This window comes from Tritonibacter scottomollicae (assembly GCF_003003215.1).
Taxonomy (GTDB): Bacteria; Pseudomonadota; Alphaproteobacteria; order Rhodobacterales; family Rhodobacteraceae; genus Epibacterium; species Epibacterium scottomollicae.
Genome location: NZ_PVUF01000012.1, coordinates 57,815 through 73,927 on the forward strand (window position 1 = coordinate 57,815; position 16,113 = coordinate 73,927).

16 protein-coding genes are annotated in these 16,113 nt (G+C 61.0%); 11 read left to right on the plus strand and 5 right to left on the minus strand.

Annotation, left to right across the window (positions count from 1 at the left end):
- Positions 1-63 precede the first annotated feature (63 nt).
- Together CLV89_RS16615 and CLV89_RS16620 are read right to left on the minus strand one after the other, a co-directional pair.
- Positions 64-921: a CE1 family esterase gene (locus CLV89_RS16615; RefSeq protein WP_207796958.1), complete on the minus strand. Its 858-nt coding sequence runs from the start codon at positions 919-921 to the stop codon at positions 64-66.
- Positions 909-1,382 (minus strand): rhodanese-like domain-containing protein, encoded by a 474-nt coding sequence (locus tag CLV89_RS16620; protein WP_106164794.1) that lies wholly within the window; start codon positions 1,380-1,382, stop codon positions 909-911. Before CLV89_RS16620 ends, CLV89_RS16615 begins: the two co-directional genes overlap by 13 nt.
- A 294-nt stretch (positions 1,383-1,676) precedes the next feature.
- Between CLV89_RS16620 and CLV89_RS16625 the strand changes: the two genes are divergently transcribed.
- The 7 genes from CLV89_RS16625 to selD are packed head-to-tail and all read left to right on the plus strand — an operon-like array spanning position 1,677 to position 9,898.
- On the plus strand, positions 1,677-4,538 hold the full coding sequence (locus CLV89_RS16625) for a monovalent cation/H+ antiporter subunit A (RefSeq protein WP_106164795.1): 2,862 nt from the start codon (positions 1,677-1,679) through the stop codon (positions 4,536-4,538).
- A gap of 4 nt (positions 4,539-4,542) precedes the next feature.
- On the plus strand, positions 4,543-4,896 hold the full coding sequence (locus CLV89_RS16630; RefSeq protein ID WP_106164796.1) for a Na+/H+ antiporter subunit C: 354 nt from the start codon (positions 4,543-4,545) through the stop codon (positions 4,894-4,896).
- Complete coding sequence (locus CLV89_RS16635; protein WP_106164797.1) at positions 4,893-6,539, plus strand: monovalent cation/H+ antiporter subunit D; 1,647 nt, start codon at positions 4,893-4,895, stop codon at positions 6,537-6,539. The genes CLV89_RS16630 and CLV89_RS16635 overlap by 4 nt, the downstream gene beginning before the upstream one ends.
- On the plus strand, positions 6,539-7,036 hold the full coding sequence (locus CLV89_RS16640; protein WP_106164798.1) for a Na+/H+ antiporter subunit E: 498 nt from the start codon (positions 6,539-6,541) through the stop codon (positions 7,034-7,036). Before CLV89_RS16635 ends, CLV89_RS16640 begins: the two co-directional genes overlap by 1 nt.
- A complete protein-coding gene (locus tag CLV89_RS16645) occupies positions 7,033-7,302 on the plus strand; it encodes a K+/H+ antiporter subunit F (protein WP_106164799.1) in 270 nt (89 codons plus the stop codon). The genes CLV89_RS16640 and CLV89_RS16645 overlap by 4 nt, the downstream gene beginning before the upstream one ends.
- Before the next feature lie 10 nt (positions 7,303-7,312).
- A complete protein-coding gene (locus CLV89_RS16650; RefSeq protein WP_106164800.1) occupies positions 7,313-7,693 on the plus strand; it encodes a Na+/H+ antiporter subunit G in 381 nt (126 codons plus the stop codon).
- Between the two features lie 42 nt (positions 7,694-7,735).
- On the plus strand, positions 7,736-9,898 hold the full coding sequence (selD, locus tag CLV89_RS16655; RefSeq protein WP_106164801.1) for a selenide, water dikinase SelD: 2,163 nt from the start codon (positions 7,736-7,738) through the stop codon (positions 9,896-9,898).
- Positions 9,899-10,040: 142 nt separating this feature from the next.
- Here selD and mnmH read toward each other — a convergent pair whose 3' ends face one another.
- Positions 10,041-11,099 (minus strand): tRNA 2-selenouridine(34) synthase MnmH, encoded by a 1,059-nt coding sequence (gene mnmH, locus CLV89_RS16660; protein ID WP_106164802.1) that lies wholly within the window; start codon positions 11,097-11,099, stop codon positions 10,041-10,043.
- A gap of 119 nt (positions 11,100-11,218) precedes the next feature.
- Here mnmH and CLV89_RS16665 point away from each other — a divergent pair, with 119 nt between their 5' ends.
- Positions 11,219-11,692, plus strand: a complete 474-nt coding sequence (locus tag CLV89_RS16665; RefSeq protein ID WP_106164803.1) for a MarR family winged helix-turn-helix transcriptional regulator — start codon at positions 11,219-11,221, stop codon at positions 11,690-11,692.
- 99 nt (positions 11,693-11,791) lie between these two features.
- Here the strand turns inward: CLV89_RS16665 and CLV89_RS16670 are convergent, their stop codons facing one another.
- Complete coding sequence (locus CLV89_RS16670; RefSeq protein ID WP_106164804.1) at positions 11,792-12,094, minus strand: DnaJ family domain-containing protein; 303 nt, start codon at positions 12,092-12,094, stop codon at positions 11,792-11,794.
- 192 nt (positions 12,095-12,286) lie between these two features.
- On the opposite strand from CLV89_RS16670, the gene CLV89_RS16675 reads away from it, so the two are divergent.
- The gene (locus CLV89_RS16675; RefSeq protein ID WP_106164805.1) at positions 12,287-12,760 is read left to right on the plus strand and encodes a GNAT family N-acetyltransferase; all 474 of its coding nucleotides are present in this window, start codon (positions 12,287-12,289) and stop codon (positions 12,758-12,760) included.
- An 81-nt stretch (positions 12,761-12,841) separates the two neighbouring features.
- Here the strand turns inward: CLV89_RS16675 and CLV89_RS16680 are convergent, their stop codons facing one another.
- Positions 12,842-14,422 (minus strand): bifunctional metallophosphatase/5'-nucleotidase, encoded by a 1,581-nt coding sequence (locus CLV89_RS16680; protein ID WP_106164806.1) that lies wholly within the window; start codon positions 14,420-14,422, stop codon positions 12,842-12,844.
- Between the two features lie 188 nt (positions 14,423-14,610).
- Here CLV89_RS16680 and CLV89_RS16685 point away from each other — a divergent pair, with 188 nt between their 5' ends.
- Together CLV89_RS16685 and CLV89_RS16690 are read left to right on the plus strand one after the other, a co-directional pair.
- Positions 14,611-14,949, plus strand: coding sequence for a DUF952 domain-containing protein (locus CLV89_RS16685; RefSeq protein ID WP_106164807.1), 339 nt, complete (start codon positions 14,611-14,613; stop codon positions 14,947-14,949).
- Between the two features lie 33 nt (positions 14,950-14,982).
- Positions 14,983-16,041, plus strand: a complete 1,059-nt coding sequence (locus CLV89_RS16690) for a quinone-dependent dihydroorotate dehydrogenase (protein WP_106164808.1) — start codon at positions 14,983-14,985, stop codon at positions 16,039-16,041.
- Positions 16,042-16,113: the final 72 nt, after the last annotated feature.

Here is a 16,113-nt window from a genome sequence, read left to right on the forward strand (position 1 = left end):
ATAACGACGCGGGGGCGGCCTGCCCCCGCATCCATCCGGACCTCCGAAAGATCCAAGCTGAAACTAGTCGGTATGTTCGGCGTCGAGTTCGCTGGCTTCCAGCCAGTTGATCGCCCTGTCCGCCCAGCCCTGCGGGATCATGTGCCCACCCGGGAACAGCTCAAAGGCCAGATCTGCTTCTGCGTGACAGCTCCAACTGCGCAGCATCAGCTCGCCCTCCTGCCACATGCGATCCGGCGCATGGGTGGCGCAGCCGAGCGTCTCGCGCCACAGCTCCAGCCCGGCCCAGATATCGCCCTGGATAAAGCGCCCACCGCCGAGGATACGCCCCTCCAGAGGCACAACGCCATCGGTCCAGCCGTGACTTTGGTAGAGCCGTACAGGCCCCGCACAGTCCTCAGGCTGCTGTCGCCAGAACCCACCCGAGACCGGAAGATACGCCGCAAAGCTGTCTGGCCTCTCGCAGGCCAGGTAGTTCACCATAAAGGCGCCCGATGAAAACCCTGCGAGAACAGAGCCTTCGACATCGATATTGAATCGCTTCCCTGCATCCGCAAGCACCGCAGGTAGAAAGTCGAAATCATCGCGGCCACCAAATGTGGGCAAAAAAGACCAACTCCGCGGTCCATCCTCGGCACGGCGCGCACCGTTGGGCGCGATCACTGCGTAGCCCCGGTCTGTCAGTGCTGAAATCACACCGCGCATACTCAGAACGCCCCGCGCAGAGCCGCCGTGGCCGTGCAGGAACATCACCGCGGGCACCGCGCCTTGCCCGTCCAACGGCAGGACGAGTTCATAGCTGCCGTCAGGCAACGTGCAGGCGCCCTCTGCCGTGCCGCATATCGCATGGGCCGCAGGCGCCGCCATGATCAGCGCAAGCGCGAGGGAGGTGATCGCAGCAGAGTGTGTCATCCGTTCCATGCGCGCACCGGCAGGTTTGAATTGAGCCAGCCCGGCCCCGCAGCAGACCCGTACATGCCTTCGGGCACATCGATGATCGTGGTGAACCCCGCCGCGATCAGACGTTTACTCAGCCGCGCGGACCGCACGCCACCCGCACAGATCAGAGCAACCGCGCGCGTATTGTCCCCCTGCATCAGCGTGGTCAGCGCTTCGGTGAAATCATCACGCCGCATATCGAGCGGAACGGCGCCCTCCGGCACGCCAGTGCGACGCCATTCCGTCGGGGTGCGGATATCCAAGAGCAGAATATCCCCCGTCGAGGCTTTGGCATGCGCCTGTTGCACCGACAGCAGAGCGCCCTCATGAGGCGGCGTATATCGGTAGAGCCACCACCAGGCGCCGCCGCTGCCCGCAACAGCCACCGCGCCCAGCATCAGGCCCCTGCGGTTGAAACTGGTCACATGTCCGATTTTTTCCATGGTTCTATCCGTAGACGTGGCCTCATCCCTCTCCTAGCATGAACGTCATGATTGCGCGCGATCCGCGCGGTGACGCGCTGTTCAAGATCGCGTCATCGCAATGCTGCATCGCCGCAACCAGCGGCGGCGGCAGAAAACATGCGGCCCAATGTCACATTTAGCTGTTTCCGATCCGAAACAGTCCACTTTCAGAGCGGATTTTCTGGAACACCACTGGAAATTTCCTTACGCAAATAGCAGCTAAGGGCCTGTTGCCCGAAAAATAAAACAAATGCCCGACCTGGAGAGTATGACGTGTCCCTTTTCTTGATAGCGGCCCTGCCATTCCTCGGCGCGCTGTTTCCCGCGCTTCTGATCCGTGCCGGTCGCAATGCCTCGGCCTCATCTGCCGGGCTTGCGACGGGCCTCGCCTTTATCGGCCTTATGCTGCACGCCCCTGCCATTCTGCGAGGAGAGACAGTGCAGGTCGGCCTCGAATGGCTGCCCGCGCTGGGGCTGCATGCGAATTTCTTTCTCGACGGGCTGGGTTTTCTGTTTGCCACCATGATCCTCGGGATCGGGCTGCTCATCATCCTTTATGCGCGCTTCTACCTGTCGCGAGAGGATCCGATGGGGCAATTCTATACCTATTTGCTGCTGTTCCAGGGCGCGATGGTTGGGATCGTTCTGTCCGACAACATCCTGCTTTTGTTGATCTTCTGGGAGCTGACATCGCTGTCGTCCTTCCTGCTGATCGGCTATTGGAAGCACCTGCCAGAAGGCCGTCAGGGCGCGCGCATGGCACTGACGGTGACCGGCATGGGCGGGCTGGCCATGATCGGTGGCATGCTGATCCTCGGCAATATCGCCGGCAGCTATGACATCAGCGTCATCCTGCAGAACAAGGACGCGATCCAGTCGTCGGATCTCTATCTTCCTGCATTGATCCTGATCCTGATCGGGGCCTTCACCAAATCGGCGCAATTCCCGTTTCACTTCTGGTTGCCGCATGCGATGGCCGCACCGACGCCGGTTTCGGCCTATCTGCATTCCGCCACGATGGTGAAGGCAGGCCTGTTCCTGATGGCGCGCCTGTGGCCAGTGCTGGCAGGCACGCCGGAGTGGTTCTACATCGTCGCCACCACGGGCCTGATCACCATGGTGCTTGGTGCCGTGATCGCGTTGTTCAAGGATGATCTCAAGGCGCTCCTGGCGTTCTCTACCGTCTCGCATCTGGGCCTGATCACCATGCTTCTGGGCATGGGCACCAAGCTGGCGGCTGTGGTCGCGGTGTTCCACATCATCAACCACGCCACTTTCAAGGCCGCGCTCTTCATGTCTGCGGGCATCGTCGATCACGAAGCGCACACGCGGGATATCAAACGCCTTGGCGGGCTGCGTCATCTGATGCCTGTCACCTTCGTGATTGCCACTCTGGCGTCGCTGTCGATGGCGGGCATTCCGCCGCTCAACGGGTTCCTGTCAAAGGAAATGATGCTGGAGGAGATTTCGCACACCAGCTGGATGCAAAGCCCGCTGGCCATGTCGATCCTGGCAACCATCGCGGCGATGTTCTCGGCGGCCTACTCCTTTCGCTATATCGCGCATGTGTTTCTCGGCCCCAAACGTGACGACTATCCGGCGAAACCCCATGATCCGGGGTTCGGCATGTGGGCATCGCCCGCCCTGCTGGTGACACTGGTGGTTCTGATCGGCCTGTTCTCGGCCAAGCTGGTCGGCCCACTGGTTGCCGCCTCCGCAAGTGCCGTCATCGGCGGAGAAAAACTTCCCTATTACTCGCTGAAACTCTGGCATGGGGTCACGCCTGCGCTTTACATGTCGATCATCGCCATTGTCGGCGGTCTTGTGCTGCTGGCCCTGCACCGCCCGCTGGAGCGGGTCTGGAACGCCCTGCCCCGCCCGGAGGCCAAGGTGATCTTTGATGCCATCGTTGGCGCAGCCACCCGTTTGATGCAGGGCATCACGGCCGGGCTGCATGACGGCTCGCTGACCCGCTACGGCGCTATCATGATCAGCTTCACCGCGGCCCTCAGTATCTATGCCTTTTCAACCGGCCTTTTGGGCGCACCCACCCGAGCGCTACAGCAGGCAGGCGCCTTGCCCATCGTTGCATGGCTTTGCCTCATCGTGGCGGCCGCCTGCATCGTGTTGTTCCACCGTCGCCGGTTCATCGCGCTGATCCTGATCGGTATCGTCGGCCTGATCGTGTCGCTGTCGTTCAACTATCTCTCGGCACCGGATCTTGCCCTGACACAGATCTCGGTCGAAGTGGTGACGATCATCCTGATGCTGCTGGCACTGAACTTCCTGCCCAAGGACACGCCGGTCGAAACCCCGGTCCTGACCCGGATGCGGGATGGCGTGATTGCGATCATCGGGGGCGTTGGCGTCGGCGGCCTGATCTACGCGATGCTGCTGCGGGATTTTGCCTTCCCGTCCATCTCCGGCTTTCACGTCGAAAACTCCTACAAGGGCGGTGGCGGCACCAATATGGTGAACGTCATCCTTGTGGATTTCCGTGGCTTTGACACCTTTGGCGAAATCATCGTGCTGGGCATCGCGGCGCTGGTCATCTTTGCGCTGACCGAGGCAGTGCTGTCCACGCGCGTCCGGGCCTATCTGCTGAACCGCAAACCCGACATTGAGCAGGCGGGCGACAGTCATCCGGGTATGATGGTCGTGGTGACGCGGATGATGATGCCCGTGGCTTTGATGGTTGCGGCCTACATCTTCTTCCGCGGGCACAATCTGCCGGGTGGTGGCTTCATCGCCGGTCTGATCGCGGCCATTGCCGTCATCATGCAATACATGGCATCTGGCTTTGGCTGGGCAACGGAGCGACAACGCTTCCCCTATCACGGCATTATCGGCTCAGGCGTGCTGATCGCAGCCGCCACGGGGATTGGCGCCTGGTTCAACGGCCAGCCGTTCCTGACCTCCGCTTTTGGCTATGTGCATCTCCCGCCGTTGAACGAATTCGAGGTCGCCACAGCCGCATTGTTCGACCTTGGCGTGTTCCTCGCCGTCGTGGGCGCTGTCCTGCTGGCGCTGGAAAGCCTCTCGCGCTTTGCATGGCAGCCGGGCTCTGCATCCGAACATGCCATGGACATCAACCCTGCCCGCGACGACGCGGAACAAGACATGAAGGAGGCCTGAGAGCATGGAATTTCTCGTTGCTTCAGCCGTCGGCCTGCTCACCGCTGCGGGGATCTATCTGGTGCTGCGTCGCCGCACGTTCCCGGTGATCCTCGGCACCTCGCTGCTGTCTTATGCAGTGAATGTGTTTCTCTTCGCCTCCGGGCGATTGGCGAGCAATGCGCCGCCGATCCTCAACAAATACGCCGATGTGGCCTATAGCGATCCCCTGCCGCAAGCGCTGGTGCTGACGGCGATCGTGATTTCCTTCGGCATGACCGCCGTGGTGGTGATGGTGGCCCTCGGGGCCTACCTCAGCGCCCGTAACGACAATATCAACATGGACGACACTGCGCCTGCGCAGGGAGAGGACGCATGAACCACCTTCTGATTGCGCCCATCGTGCTGCCTGCTCTGGTGGCACCATTCATCATCATGGCATTGCGCTACCACATTGATCTGCAGCGCATATTCTCTCTGGCCAGTAACGTGCTGCTGGTCGCGATCGCGATGGCGCTGGCCGTACAGGCCGCCGACGGAACAGTGCAGGTCTACGAGCTGGGCGACTGGCAAGCGCCCTTTGGCATCGTGCTGGTGCTGGACCGTCTCTCGGCCATGATGGTTCTGCTCACCACGGTTCTCGCGCTGGCGGTAAACCTCTATGCGGTGGGTAGCAAATGGGACGAGCGCGGCGCCAATTTCCATCCGCTGTTCCTGTTTCAGATGATGGGCATCATCGGCGCCTTCCTGACCGGAGATGCGTTCAACCTGTTCGTGTTCTTCGAGGTGTTGCTGATTGCCTCCTATGGTCTGATGATCCACGGCGGCGGCGCGCGGCGCTTTCAGGCAGGCGTGCAATATGTGGTGTTCAACCTCCTTGGCTCCACCCTGTTCCTGTTTGCGCTTGGCACCATCTACGGGGTGACCGGCACGCTCAACCTGGCCGATCTTGCGGTGCGTGTTGCAGAACTCCCGGCCGAGGACACCGCATTGATCCGTGTTGGCGCGATCATGCTCCTGCTGGTCTTTGCGATCAAAGCGTCGCTGTTGCCGCTGCACTTCTGGTTGCCTGCCTCCTACGCCAACGCGCCTGCCCCGGTGGCCGCGCTGTTTGCGATCATGACCAAGGTGGGCGCCTATTCCATTCTGCGCATCTATACGCTGGTCTTTGGCCCCGATGTGGCGGTGGTCGAAGGGTTGGTCGACAGCTGGCTGCTGCCTGCCGCGCTGCTGACCGTCGCCATCGGCGCCATTGGCGTTCTGGGGTCAAAAGAAATCGGTCGCCTGATGTCCTTTGGCGCGATCACCTCGGTCGGCACGCTCCTGACCGCGATCGCGCTGTTCACGCCCGAGGCCACCGCAGCCGCCCTCTACTACACCGTACATTCGACACTGGCTGCGGCAGCGCTGTTTTTGGTGGCTGATATGGTCCGTCAGCGTCAGGGGGACGACATCGCGCCAAAACCTGTGATGGCGCAGAGCGGGCTGATTTCGGTCCTGTTCTTCATCGCAGCAATCGCCACCGCTGGCATGCCTCCGCTGTCCGGTTTCCTAGGCAAGCTGCTGATCCTGGACGCGGCACGCGACAATACGCTGGCGGTCTGGGTCTGGGCGGTGATCCTTACCAGTTCGCTCATTACCATCATGGGCTTTGCCCGCGCAGGCACGATGATCTTCTGGAAAAGCCACGGCCTGCCGCGCGATGACAGCATGGCAGAGCCAGAGATCGAGGTGGAACACCGCCATGGCGGTGACGGAGCGCGAACGGCACCTACACCTGCGCTGCCGTTTGTCGCGACCTTCGGGTTGCTGGCCGGGCTGGTTGCGCTGACCCTCTTTGCCGGGCCGATGATGCGCTACACCAGCGCCACTGCAAACGACCTCTTTGCGCCACAGGCCTATATTGAGACGGTACTGGCCAACCGCGACCGCCCTGTTTCCGACCCTGACCCCGACGAGGCCGCGGACTATAATGCCGGGCAAGACAGCGCGAGTGAAGCCGCCGCCGAGGAGAGCAACTGATGAGGATCTTGAATCGCCTTCTTCCGCACCCGCTGCTGACACTGTTGCTGACGGTGATCTGGCAGCTGCTGGTCAATCGTTTCTCCCTAAACTCGCTGTTGTTTGGCTTCTTTCTCGGGCTGCTTATTCCATTTGTGACACAGCCTTACTGGCCCAACCGCCCCAAGCTAAAGAGCCCGCTGCGGCTGGCAGGATATGTGCTCTTGGTGTTCTGGGACATCGTGGTCGCCAACATGATCGTGGCGCGCATCATTCTCTTCATGCCCAACAGCAAGCGACAGCCTGCTTGGGTCGAAGTGCCGCTGGACATCCGCACACCAGAGGCCATCGCGATGCTTGGCGGCACCATCACCATGACGCCCGGAACGCTCACGGCGGACATTTCGGCTGATGGGCACTACCTGCTGGTCCACTGCCTGCACGCACCGGATACGGCGGCCGTCCGAGATGACATCAAATCCCGCTATGAAACCCGCCTGAAGGAGATTTTCGAATGATCGAATATGCCTATATCTTCGCCTTCGGCTGTTTCGCCGTCGCAATGCTGATGAACCTCTGGAAGGTGGTCACAGGCTCGGAAATCACCGACCGCATCCTCGCGCTGGATACCATGTTCATCAATTCCATCGCCTTGGTGGTGTTGTTTGGTGTCTTCCTGAGCTCGGAAATCTTCTTTGAGGCTTCGCTGATCATGGCAATGCTCGGCTTCATCTCAACCGTGGCCTATGCGCGCTTCCTGCTGCGCGGCAACATCATCGAGTGAGGAGACAAAAATGATCATCGACCTTCTCATCACCGGTTTCATCATCGTGGGGGGCATTTTTGGCTTTGTGGGCTCCTTTGGCCTTCTGAAGCTCAACGACCCAATGTCGCGCATGCATGCGCCCACCAAGGCCACCACACTTGGGGTCGGTGGCGTGCTGCTTGGCTCCATGCTGCATGCCTGGGCCTACGAGGGGCGCGTGTCGGCGCATGAGCTGCTGATCACCCTGTTTCTGCTGGTCTCCGCTCCGGTCACGGCAAATTTCCTTGCCAAGGTGTTTATCAACCAGCAGACAAAGCCCAAGGATCTGCCGACACCCGGCACATGCAAGCTCTGGGCGACGCATAACAAGCCCGAGCACCACCCGGCGTCTGAACAGACCGGGGCCTGAGCGGCCTCTCTGGCGGTCGCATGCGACAATGAGGCCGATACAATGCACAGTTCCCGCCTTCCGCTGACCCGCGATCTGGTCCTTGTGGGAGGCGGGCACACCCATGCGCTTCTGCTGCGGATGTGGGGAATGAATCCCCTGCCGGGCGTGCGCCTCACCCTCATCAATCCCGGCCCAACCGCCCCTTACTCCGGCATGTTGCCGGGCTTCGTGGCCGGGCACTACACGCGCGAGGCGCTGGATATCGACCTTGTGAAGCTGGCGCGCTTTGCCGGCGCGCGCCTGATCCTTGGCGCTGCCGAACAGATCGACCCGGCCAACAAGCGTATCGCCGTCCCAGGACGGCCCGAGATCGCGTATGACGTCGCCTCCATCGACATCGGCATCACCTCTGCGATGCCGGACCTCCCCGGTTTCGCCGATCACGCCATCCCCGCAAAACCACTCGGCATGTTAGCTTCCGCATGGGAGGCATTTCGCGCCGACAGTTCTGCCGCACGTATCGCCTGCATCGGTGGAGGTGTCGCCGGGGCGGAGCTGATCCTCGCCATGTCTCACGCGCTGCGCCAGCACAATCGCCTGACGCAGGCCACGCTGATCGACAGCGATAGGGCCCTGTCCGCTTTGGGAGAGCAAAGCCGGTCCCGCCTGCGCGCCGCACTTGAAACCCATGGCGTCACCTTGCTGGAGCAGACCAGGATTGATCGGCTGACGGAGGGCGAAATCCACCTTGAGGACGGCCATGTCCTTCTTAGCGATTTCACTGTCGGGGCCGCCGGTGCGCGTGCCTATGGCTGGCTTGGCTCCTCCGGCCTCGAACAACACGATGGCGCGCTTGTGGTGGATTCAAACCTGCAAACCTCTGACGCTCATGTCTTTGCCACCGGCGATTGCGCCCATATGGCCCAGACCCCACGCCCAAAGGCCGGGGTTTACGCGGTGCGACAGGCGCCAATTCTCTTTCACAACCTCAGAGCCATGCTGAGCGTTGGCCCCCTGAAAGACTATCATCCGCAAAAAGACTACCTGAAGCTAATCTCCATGGGCGGCAAGACAGCGCTCGCGGATCGCAACGGGCGCAGTTTTTCCGGCGCATTGCTGTGGCGGTGGAAGGATCACATCGACCGCAAGTTCATGGCGAAATTCGACGATCTGCCGGTCATGGCACCGCCCCCTTTACCCCGCCTTCGCGCGTCAGGACTGGAGGAGGCGCTCGGTGCAAAACCGATGTGTGGCGGTTGTGGCTCAAAGGTCGGACGCGACAGCCTGCACCGGGGGCTTGGCAGCTATACGGGCGCAGCAAGAGCCGACGTGACACCCCTGCCCGGCGATGACGCGGCGCAGCTGCTGACCGGGGGCGCGATCCAGGTGATCAGTACCGATCACCTACGCGCCTTCACCGAAGATCCGGTGACCATGACCCGCATCACCGCGCAGCACGCGCTGAACGACATCTGGGCCATGGGGGCCCGCCCGCAAGCGGCGACTGTCACCCTGATCCTGCCGCGCCAGACACCGGACTTGCAGGAGCGCCTTCTCGGCGAGATCATGAGTGCCGCGGATCAGGAGATGACATTCGCGGGCGTGGCCATCGTTGGTGGACATACCTCGCTCGGTGAGGAACTGACGCTTGGCTTTACCATCACTGGTCTATGCGCTTCCGCCCCACTCACACTGGCAGGCGCGCAGGAGGGGGATCACCTGATCCTGACCAAGCCACTGGGATCCGGCACTATTCTTGCCGCAGAAATGACAGGTCAGGCGCGGGGGCTCTGGGTTGCCGACGCGCTTGACCTGATGTGTCAGAGCCAACGCAAGGCCGCCGAGGTATTGTGTGCACAGGCCCATGCCATGACCGATGTGACCGGCTTTGGCCTGCTGGGGCATCTGCAGGGAATGTGCGAGGCCTCTCATCTGGGGGCCGAAATCCGCTTTGACGCGATCCCCACGATGTGCGGCGCCCCGGAATTGGCAGAGGCCGGGGTGCGTTCAACCATATTCGACGACAACGCCGCCTTGTTGCCCGGCATTGGCACTGCCGGCGCACGCGCGCTGCTGTTCGACCCGCAAACCTCAGGCGGGTTGCTGGCCGCAGTGCCCTCGGATCAATCAGAGCGGCTCTTGGACCAATTGCGAAACCAAGGCTATTGCGCGGCTGAGATCGGCGTCATGCGTGGTGCGGGCGAAGGGATCGTGCTGAGATAAAGGCGTAAGCTAGGCTGCAGTTTGATGGGTCTTTCCCCGCAAGGACGTCAAAGATGTAGAACACACCATGCCCCCTCAAAGATGTCTCATCGTCAGACAGCAAACCGAAATACCGGTGACTCAGGATCAATCGACCCTGCCCCTAGCGGCCAAACCTCTGCAGAAGAGTCATGATCTGCTCTGCAGCAGCAAGCCGATCCTGCGGTGCGAGCCCCTTTAGCGACAGACGCCCCAGCCCGTCCACTTCATAGCGCGCGCGTGCCTTGCGATAGGCAGGATCATAGTGGTCAGCCATCAGCCGCGCCGTCAGCCCCCGTTTATCTCCGGCCTCGATCAGCGAGATCCAACCATCCACAACCGCATGAGAGCGGTGCGTCCGCAACGGATCGAGCTGCGCCCGCAAACGTTCCGCATCCGAGAGGATGTCGTCATAGGCCTCGACCAGATAGTCGCAGCGGGCCTCAAACGGGGCCTCCACATCTATGCGGGGCGCGGTCTTCATCGCCTCCCACAGGCTGGGTGGCAGGATGCGCGCGCCGATCTTGCTGGCCTCCGCTTCCACAAGAACCGGACGCGTCGGGTCCATGTCTGCAAGAGCGCAGGCGATATAGCTCTCGAACCGTTTCTGGCTGGGTTGCCCACCGGGCCGCGCACCAAGCAGAGAGCCCCGATGCCGCGCCAATCCCTCCAGATCGAGCACCTGTCCGCCAAGGCGTTCAACCGCCTGCAAGATCTCGGTCTTGGCGGTCCCGGTCAGCCCGTCCAGCAGCACCAACTGATGCGGCAGTGATGTCTCATAGAGGGCCGCATGCACCAACCGGCGATAACTCTGATAGCCGCCTTGAACCACCTCGGCGCGCCAGCCAATCTGGCTCAGCATCCAGGTAAAGCTGCCGGATCGCTGCCCGCCGCGCCAGCAATAGACCAGAGGACGCCATCCCCCCTCATAGGCGCTCAGACTGTGCTCTATGTGGTTGGCCGCGTTGCGAAACACCATCGCAGCACCAATCTTGCGCGCGCGAAAGGAACTCTCCTGCACATATATCGTGCCGACCTCGGCGCGTTCATCATTGTCCAGCACCGGCAGGTTGATGGCGCCGGGCACATGGTCCTCGGCATATTCAGCAGGGCTGCGCACATCGATCACGGTGTCGTGCCCATGCGCAAGAAAATCGGAAAGTGTTTGAAAGGTCAGAGCCATGCCCCATCTCTACTCTCACAGCCGGGGCAACAAAACAGAAATTCGCCGGACTGACGCCGCCACCCGACTGATTTTGCCGAGATAGGGACCCGACCCAGAGCCGCGAACGGAACACTCAGATGCCCGATCCCGAATTGGAAATCGCCACCCTGCCTGCCACGCTGATCCGACGCCTGCATCAGATCTCGGTGGCGCGGTTTGCGACGGTCATGAGCGCCGCCGGGCTCGATCTGACGCCGGTGCAATACACCGCGATCGCCGCATTGGATGCAAGGCCCGGCATAGATCAGGCGACCCTCTCCGGATTGATCGGATATGACAGGGCAACTCTGGGCAAGGTCGTGGAGCGGCTGGAAATCAAACAGCTCGTGCAGCGTGAAATCTGCCCCGAGGACCGCCGCGCGCGCCGCCTGCGCTTGACGGAACTGGGGCAGTCCCTGTTTGCCGAAGCCCGTCCCAATGTGGAGGCCATCCAGCCGGAGATCCTGTCTAGCCTGACGCCAGAAGAGCGTGAGGCGTTGGTGCGGCTCCTGACCAAGGCGACGGATGTGGACGCACGCGGCGCTCCTTATGATGCGGATCGCCCAAGCTGACGCCGCATCACAGGCCGGCGTTCAAGAGGCTGCGCCGCACGTCCATTGATGTCGCATACTTCGTCACGTGATCACCCGGCCTTCAGACAGATATTCTTATCAACCGCGCTTGCGCGCAATTTCGATCCGCGCCTCCATCATGGACATATCCGCAATGATCTGACGACGTTTGCTGCGATCCCCGGTGTCGCGCAGCTCTTCTCGCAGGCGTGCCAATTCTCGGCTCAGGGAGACCACTTCCGGAACCGCTCCATTCTCTTTCATGATCCGGTTCATCACCGCGTTCTCCGGGTCCTCGCACTCCGGCAGCGGTCTGCCTGCCCCGTCAAGGTTGTCGAAGGCCCCGTCCCGCTCAGCAGCTTCAATCCGGGCATTGATAAGGTCGATCAGCGGATGGTCCATAGGGGCAAGATAGACGGAGGACCGCCGGCAGGCAACGCCATACCCAAGGCACCCTCACGTGGAGGTCCCACGTTAAGGAGCCGTTCGGCGACATGCGATGCACAGTCACGTCTCTGTCATCCATGCAACCGAATGTGTTGTGATAACTGCATATCCGCTACGTTGCCGCGATCAACATTCACAGCGACCAAAATGAAACATCAAATCACCTTCGCCCGCCTACCTGACATAGAACCCGATGAGATCATTGCTCACATGTCCGACCCACGCGTCGCCGAGCACATGCCTCTCCTGACATTCAAGTGGGACAAGTCTGCGGTGGCCAAATTTGTCGCAGCAAAGGAAGAAAGCTGGAGCCGTGATGGGCTCGGCCACTGGGCCATATTGTCGGATAAGACATATGTTGGATGGGGGGGATTTCAGAAGGAAGGGGACGAGTGGGATTTCGGCTTGGTTCTCACGCCACAATCTTTCGGGCTTGGCGCGCGCATTTCAAAGCAGGCTATCGACTTCGCCCGTGCCGACGAACGCATTCCTTTTGTGACGTTTCTCCTGCCTCCGTCGCGTCGGAACCTCGGTGCGCTCGACCGGCTTGGAGCCGTGTTCGTCGCTGAGCAGGAGTATGACGGTGAAACATTCCTTAAATTTCGGCTAGAAACCGAGTGACGGCTTCGCCCCGCGCCGCGGTCAATAAAAACCCCCGCCGGATCTCTCCGACGGGGGCTGAAAACGCACCGTTAAACGGGCTTATTTCTTGGTGATGCGGCCATCGGTATAGGCGCTGTAGGGGCCGACTTCGGCGAGGTATTCGGCAACCACATCGGCAAGGTCGGGGCCGTAGTCGTAGGCGTTCTTGTCGTCGCCTGCGAACATCTTGTAGCCGTCGCCACCGTTGCGCACGTAGTTGTTGGACACCACGCCGTAGGTTTTGGCAGGATCAATCGCGACCCAAGACTCTCCGTCCATGACCATTACCTCAGAGATACGCGCGCCCGGCTCTTTGGACGCGTCAAAGGCGAATTTCATCCCGGCAACTTGCGGGAAGCGACCCGCGCCCTCTTCGATCTGACCAACACCGTTTTCCAGCGCGTCGATCATCGCCTGACCGGAGACCTCAAAGGTAGACAGTGTGTTCTGGAACGGCAGCACGCTCAAGACTTCGCCCATGGTGACTTCGCCCGCGTCGATGGAGGAGCGCAGACCGCCGCCATTCTGAATTGCCATGCTCACGCCCTGATCTTTCACCCGCGCAAGCATCGCATCGGCAACCAGATTGCCCATGGAGCACTCACCTGCCCGGCAGACATCGCGCGAGCCATCAACGATATCCTTGGTTTCCGCAACGATCCGGGTTTTCATTTCCTCGATCGGCGCGCCCATTTCCTTGATGCGTGCCGTCATCTCCGCATCCGGGGTTACCGATGCATCCAGAAGGATCGGCTCACCCTCAGCTGAGACGACATTGCCCTCATCGTCAAAGGTCACGGTCAACTCACCGAGGTATTTGGAATAGGCATAGGCCTGCACCACCGGCACGTCGCCAACCATGGTGGGGTACGGACCAGCGGCGCGATCAGAGGTGTTGGACAGCAGCGTGTGCGAATGGCCGCCCACCACCAGATCCAGCCCCGGAACCTGCTCGGCAATCTCCATATCCTTGGCGAGCCCCACATGGGTCAGCGCGATGATCTTGTTCACACCTTCCGCTTGCAGCGCTTCGACATCGGCGGCCAAGCTGTCGATTTCATCCTGAAACACAACATTCGGCCCTGGCGAGGAGGTCTCGACCGTATCGGTCGCAAGTGCGGAGATGATGCCGATCTTCTCGCCTCCGACCTCAAGCACCACATGATTGCCGACCTTGCCCTTCAAGAGCGGCTCGGAGGTCAGGTCAAGATTGCCTGAGATCACCGGAAAGGACACGGTGTCGACGAATTTCTCAAGACCAGCCGGGCCATCGTCGAATTCATGATTGCCAACGGCCATCACATCATAGCCGATGTCTTCCATGAACTCAGCCTCGGCCGCGCCTTTGTAGGTTGTGTAGAAGAGCGACCCTTGAAACGGATCGCCTGCATCCAGAAGAACGACGTTCTGACCTTCCAGCGCACCGCGCATCTCGTCCACCTTGGCCTTCACGCGCGCGATGCCGCCAAAGCACTTGCCCTCGGCCTCATCGTCTGCGCCGCAGGTGGAATCATACTTGTTGATCGACTCGATGCGGCTGTGAATGTCGTTGGTGTGCAGAATGGTCAGCTTATAGTCCGCTGCGGCCATGCCCGCGGTCAGACCCAGCGCTGCTGCCGACGTCAGTAAACGTGAAATCATAGGATAAACCCTCACCTTGTTATGCCACCTCTACCGGCGGTTGTTATGGTCTCAGTATTCGTGATCTTTGCCCAAACAGTCAAAAACAAACTTACGTGACACCGCGATGTAGACGCAGGGGAAACTTTGCGCTGCCCTTCGCACAAGCACTCTTGCGCAAAGGGGGCGTCTGAGGGCATGAGGTGGCCATGCTGATTTACAAGATTTTCCGTGACGACGAATGGCGCGCCTTTGAGGCCGCCGGTGAAACCGATGGCGCGCCCGTGGACCTTGCGGACGGCTTTATCCACTTCTCGACCGCCCCGCAGGCGGCAGAAACCGCAGCCAAGCATTTCGCGGATGCCGAGGGGCTGTGGCTTCTGGCGTTTGAGGCGGATCAGATGGGCGATGCGCTCAAATGGGAGCCATCACGCGGTGGCGCACTGTTCCCGCATCTCTATCGCCGGCTGCAACATGCGGAACTGATCTGGGCCAAACCGCTGCCGCTGGTTGAAGGCGTTCACCGTTTTCCCGCAGAAATGGTCTGAGCGCGCCGACGCGCAACAAAGGAGGCACGGCCGATGAAGCTGTCCGAAAAACTGGCGCTGGCCGTGATGCACCGCCTTGATCCCGAAACCGCGCATGGGCTGTCCATCAAGGCTCTGAAATCCGGTCTCACACCCTGCCCCGGCCCGGTAACATCGCCGCGCCTGAAGACAGAAATTGCCGGTCTGAGCCTGCCCAATCCGGTCGGGCTGGCCGCAGGGTTTGACAAGAACGCCGAGGCGCTCAGCGCGCTCACGCAGGCCGGTTTCGGGTTTATTGAGGTGGGGGCCGCAACCCCGCGCCCACAACCGGGCAATCCCAAACCGCGCCTGTTTCGCCTGAGCGAAGATCGCGCGGCGATCAATCGTTTCGGCTTTAACAACGAGGGCATGGAGGCGGTTGGCGCACGCCTTGCTCAGCGACCCAAGGATGGTGTGATCGGCCTCAACCTCGGCGCCAACAAAGACAGCGATGACCGCGCGCAGGATTTTGCCCGCGTCCTGAGCCATTGCGGCGCGCATCTGGACTTTGCCACCGTCAATGTCTCCTCTCCCAACACCGAAAAGCTGCGTGATCTGCAGGGCAAAGCTGCCCTTTCGGCGCTATTGGCAGGGGTCATGGAGGCACGAGAGGGCCTGGATCGCCCGATCCCGGTGTTCCTCAAAATTGCACCCGACCTGGATGAGGCAGGTCTTGACGATATCGCTGATGTCGCGCGCGAAAGCGGGATTGATGCGGTGATTGCAACCAATACGACGCTTGCCCGCGATGGTCTGAAAAGCGCGCAGCGCGATGAAATGGGCGGGCTCTCCGGCGCACCATTGTTTGAAAAATCCACCCGGGTGCTGGCACAGCTCTCCTCCCGGCTTGACGGTGCCGTGCCGATCATCGGTGTGGGCGGAATTTCCTCGGCTGAGGACGCCTATGCCAAGATCCGCGCGGGTGCATCAGCGGTGCAGTTCTATACCGCGCTGGTCTATGGCGGCCTGTCACTTGCAGCAGAGATCGCCAATGGCCTTGATGCGCTTCTGGCGCGCGACGGACATGACAGTGTCGCGCAAGCGGTTGGCACAGATCGCGCAACTTGGCTCTAGTCATCCAAGGAAGCCGGGGGAGCTCCCGCCCGTCAGGGATGCTTTAAAAAGCCCCCCTTCCCGTTGGGCCCG

Bases quoted from the DNA above. Each gene is read 5' to 3' on its own strand.
- CLV89_RS16615 (WP_207796958.1), bottom strand. From the start codon at position 921: ATGGAACGGATGACACACTCTGCTGCGATCACCTCCCTCGCGCTTGCG.
- CLV89_RS16620 (WP_106164794.1), bottom strand. From the start codon at position 1,382: ATGGAAAAAATCGGACATGTGACCAGTTTCAACCGCAGGGGCCTGATG.
- CLV89_RS16630 (WP_106164796.1), top strand. From the start codon at position 4,543: ATGGAATTTCTCGTTGCTTCAGCCGTCGGCCTGCTCACCGCTGCGGGG.
- CLV89_RS16635 (WP_106164797.1), top strand. From the start codon at position 4,893: ATGAACCACCTTCTGATTGCGCCCATCGTGCTGCCTGCTCTGGTGGCA.
- CLV89_RS16640 (WP_106164798.1), top strand. From the start codon at position 6,539: ATGAGGATCTTGAATCGCCTTCTTCCGCACCCGCTGCTGACACTGTTG.
- CLV89_RS16645 (WP_106164799.1), top strand. From the start codon at position 7,033: ATGATCGAATATGCCTATATCTTCGCCTTCGGCTGTTTCGCCGTCGCA.
- CLV89_RS16650 (WP_106164800.1), top strand. From the start codon at position 7,313: ATGATCATCGACCTTCTCATCACCGGTTTCATCATCGTGGGGGGCATT.
- selD (WP_106164801.1), top strand. From the start codon at position 7,736: ATGCACAGTTCCCGCCTTCCGCTGACCCGCGATCTGGTCCTTGTGGGA.
- mnmH (WP_106164802.1), bottom strand. From the start codon at position 11,099: ATGGCTCTGACCTTTCAAACACTTTCCGATTTTCTTGCGCATGGGCAC.
- CLV89_RS16665 (WP_106164803.1), top strand. From the start codon at position 11,219: ATGCCCGATCCCGAATTGGAAATCGCCACCCTGCCTGCCACGCTGATC.
- CLV89_RS16670 (WP_106164804.1), bottom strand. From the start codon at position 12,094: ATGGACCATCCGCTGATCGACCTTATCAATGCCCGGATTGAAGCTGCT.
- CLV89_RS16675 (WP_106164805.1), top strand. From the start codon at position 12,287: ATGAAACATCAAATCACCTTCGCCCGCCTACCTGACATAGAACCCGAT.
- CLV89_RS16680 (WP_106164806.1), bottom strand. From the start codon at position 14,422: ATGATTTCACGTTTACTGACGTCGGCAGCAGCGCTGGGTCTGACCGCG.
- CLV89_RS16685 (WP_106164807.1), top strand. From the start codon at position 14,611: ATGCTGATTTACAAGATTTTCCGTGACGACGAATGGCGCGCCTTTGAG.
- CLV89_RS16690 (WP_106164808.1), top strand. From the start codon at position 14,983: ATGAAGCTGTCCGAAAAACTGGCGCTGGCCGTGATGCACCGCCTTGAT.